3 protein-coding genes and 1 pseudogene are annotated in these 2,833 nt (G+C 59.8%); 1 reads left to right on the forward strand and 3 read right to left on the reverse strand.

Annotation, left to right across the window (positions count from 1 at the left end; translation table 11 throughout):
• Positions 1-51: 51 nt before the first annotated feature.
• Positions 52-969: a LysR family transcriptional regulator gene (locus P7F60_RS30105; protein ID WP_277921164.1), complete on the reverse strand. Its 918-nt coding sequence runs from the start codon at positions 967-969 to the stop codon at positions 52-54.
• A 57-nt stretch (positions 970-1,026) separates the two neighbouring features.
• Positions 1,027-1,719, reverse strand: coding sequence for a TetR/AcrR family transcriptional regulator (locus P7F60_RS30110; protein ID WP_277921165.1), 693 nt, complete (start codon positions 1,717-1,719; stop codon positions 1,027-1,029).
• A 186-nt stretch (positions 1,720-1,905) separates the two neighbouring features.
• On the opposite strand from P7F60_RS30110, the gene P7F60_RS30115 reads away from it, so the two are divergent.
• Complete coding sequence (locus P7F60_RS30115) at positions 1,906-2,478, forward strand: GNAT family protein (RefSeq protein WP_277921166.1); 573 nt, start codon at positions 1,906-1,908, stop codon at positions 2,476-2,478.
• Between the two features lie 30 nt (positions 2,479-2,508).
• Here P7F60_RS30115 and P7F60_RS30120 read toward each other — a convergent pair.
• Positions 2,509-2,643: pseudogene (locus P7F60_RS30120) on the reverse strand (DUF3363 domain-containing protein); the annotation flags it as partial.
• Positions 2,644-2,833: the final 190 nt, after the last annotated feature.

Below are 2,833 nucleotides of genomic sequence, written 5' to 3' on the forward strand. Positions count from 1 at the left end.
GGATGACGGCGCTCCGGCCTCCTCTTAGAAGCAATAAGGCTTTCCCACCGGTCATTGGTCTGACTCCCGCTTCATCCTGGCTGCGAGGTCCAGCAGGTTCCGTAGCGCCGTGCCTTGATTGAACGGCGACCAGACGGCCGAGAATGGGACTGGCTCCGGTTCGTCGGCAAAGGGCAGGAATACTACGCCGGGCGCTGGCAGCAGCGACGTGGCCGCGCCGACGATGGTGATGCCGAAGCCCTGTCCGACCATGGAAAGCAGCGTGCCGCGCCCTATGTCGAAGCGCAGGATCGACGGCGCGGGCCAGCGCCCGGCAAGGCGCAGCACGATATGGTCGTGAACCTGCGGCCCGGTGCCGCCGTGGCGCACAAGGAACGTCTCTCCGGCCAGGTCTGCCCAAGTGACGGTCGGCTGCCCGGCGAGCGGATGCCGCTCCGGCAGCACGGCCAGCAGCGGTTCGCTCCAGATGCGGCGGGAATGGCAGTCGGGCAGTTCGGGCGCACCGGCCACGAACACAACATCCAGGCGGTTGGCGCGAAGCTGCATCACCGCATTGCGGGCTGTGCCTTCGGTAATCTTTACCTCGATGCCGGGATGGTCCTCCCGGTATCGTCCGATCAATTCCGCGAGGAAGCTGCCGGGGATAAGGGCGTGGATACCGATGCACAGGCGGCCACATTCCCCCGACGCCGCCATCCCTGCGGTTTTCACCGCATGGTCGAGTTGATCGACGCCGGCCGATACCCGTTCGACAAAAAGGCGTCCGGCTTCGGTCAGCCGGACGCCGCGCGTGTTGCGCTCGAACAGGAGAATACCAAGTTCTTCTTCCAGCGCCTTGATCCTCGCGCTGACGCTGGATTGGCTGGTGCGGAGGGCGTTGGCGGCATGACGGATGTTCAGGTATTCGGCGACGGCGAGCGTCTGGATCAGCGACGCGAGGGGAATGCGCGAACCCAACTGGGTCGGCATCCCCCATTGCCGATCAATCATAGGTGCTGAGCGCCGCCGCCGCATTGTCTAGCCACCCTATGAGGCAACGAAGGAACGAATTATCCAGCCCAGCCCACGACAAAAGCTCTCATCCCAATCATCGGATTCGCTTTCGAGCTGAGAGGAAAGGGCTGGATACTCGGCCGCATGTTCCCGAAGGAAAGAGGCGACGCGGGAACGGGTTGCGGCTTCATCACCGGCTTGCCACGCAACTTGTGTGGCAACCGATCCGAGCATGAAGTTCGACAGCGTGTATCCCGCATGAATAACATCGACCTCGGGCAAGCCCGCCCGTGTGAGGGTCGCACGAAGATGCTCAGATCGAGCCAAAGCATTTGGGCCAAGCAGCGGTCGAAAGCCAAATAGACTGGTTGACCAAGGGTGCCGTAGAAGCGTCCGACGCCATTCTGTCAGGAAACGGGTCAACTCCTTGTCCCATTCCAATGGCTCTGTTGGTAGGGGAATTTCTCCAAGAACGCTGTCCAGTGCGAGTTCAAGCACATCGTCTCGCGTTTCAACGTGCCAATAGAGGGATGTAGCGCCGGCATTTAGACGCTCCGCCAACTTGCGTATCGTCAGGCCGTCTTGGCCTCGCAGGTCGAGAATTTCGACGGCAGCTTGGATAATGCGTTCTCGTGTCAGTGCCGGAACGTCGCGCGAGCGCTTGGCTGGTTTTAGCCAAATCGTGGGGGAACTGCGATCTGCCTTTGGTGGTCCGTTCTTCGCCATTTCCCCTCCTGACAAGCGCTTGACAGTCAAGTGCGCTCCGGTGCATCACTCTATATCTCGAACATTGTTCGAGTCAACGATCAATGCTCTATTCTGCGGCACGGAGAATTCACATGGACGCCGCGCCACAAATTGCCGGCATTGTGAGCTGGAGCCCGAGCAATCGACACAAGACCGGAAGTAAGAATGGTCAACCTAAGCGATACTCCTGGCGGATCGGCAGATCGAGATTTCCTAGCAGTCTTGCCAATCTCGGACGGAGTGGTGACGATCAGAGCCATGTCGGACGTGGACGCGGAAGCCTACGCCGCTGGGACGAACGACGCTCTAGTCAAGCGCTTCGCTCACCTGCCGTTGGAGAAGTATACGCCGCAGATCGTTCGTGAGCTGATCCAAGGCGCGATTGCGGACGGATTACGCGATGGAGCCTTGGCTGTCCTGGCGATCTCGGATGCAGGCTCTGATTCATTCCTTGGAAGTCTGGTATTCTTCGACATCAAGCCGGATGATGCAGAGATTGGCTATTGGGTCGCTCCCCAACATCGCGGCCGAAGGGTATCGGGCCGCGCGCTCACGCTGGGGATGGAAATAGCCCGCAAGTTGGGCTTGAAAAGGCTTCGCGCCCGAACAGTTCAAGAAAACCCTGCATCTGAGAGGGTTCTCCTCAATGCCGGATTCGAACAGGTAGGCGAAGTACGGCCGGAGATTGTTCCCTCTGGCAAAATCGAAATGAGCGTGAACTATCTCATCAAAGTATGAGGCATGTGGGTGGGGCACTTGAAGCCCTGATCCTCTCCGCCTGCCCAATTGCCACGACACTGAACCACCCTGAACGACGCCCATGTCCTCGCGACCAAGCTGGCGGTCGATGATCGGCCGCCGCGGGATAAGGGCGAACTCGTGCGCTTTCTCGATCACGGCGAAAAGCTTCGCGGGCGTCGACCGAAACCCGCCGATGCAAAGTTGCCGGCCTCGCTGGAGAATTAACCGCCAATCCAGTTACGTTTCGCCATTTCCGCATTTCGGATCGTGCAAAAAGAGCTGGCTCGGGAAATCTGCACAGCGGGGATAAGTGGAGTTTCTGCCTGACTTCGGCTTAGATGCCGGGAACAGG

It is taken from the genome of Rhizobium sp. YJ-22, assembly GCF_029601685.1.
Taxonomy (GTDB): Bacteria; Pseudomonadota; Alphaproteobacteria; order Rhizobiales; family Rhizobiaceae; genus Metarhizobium.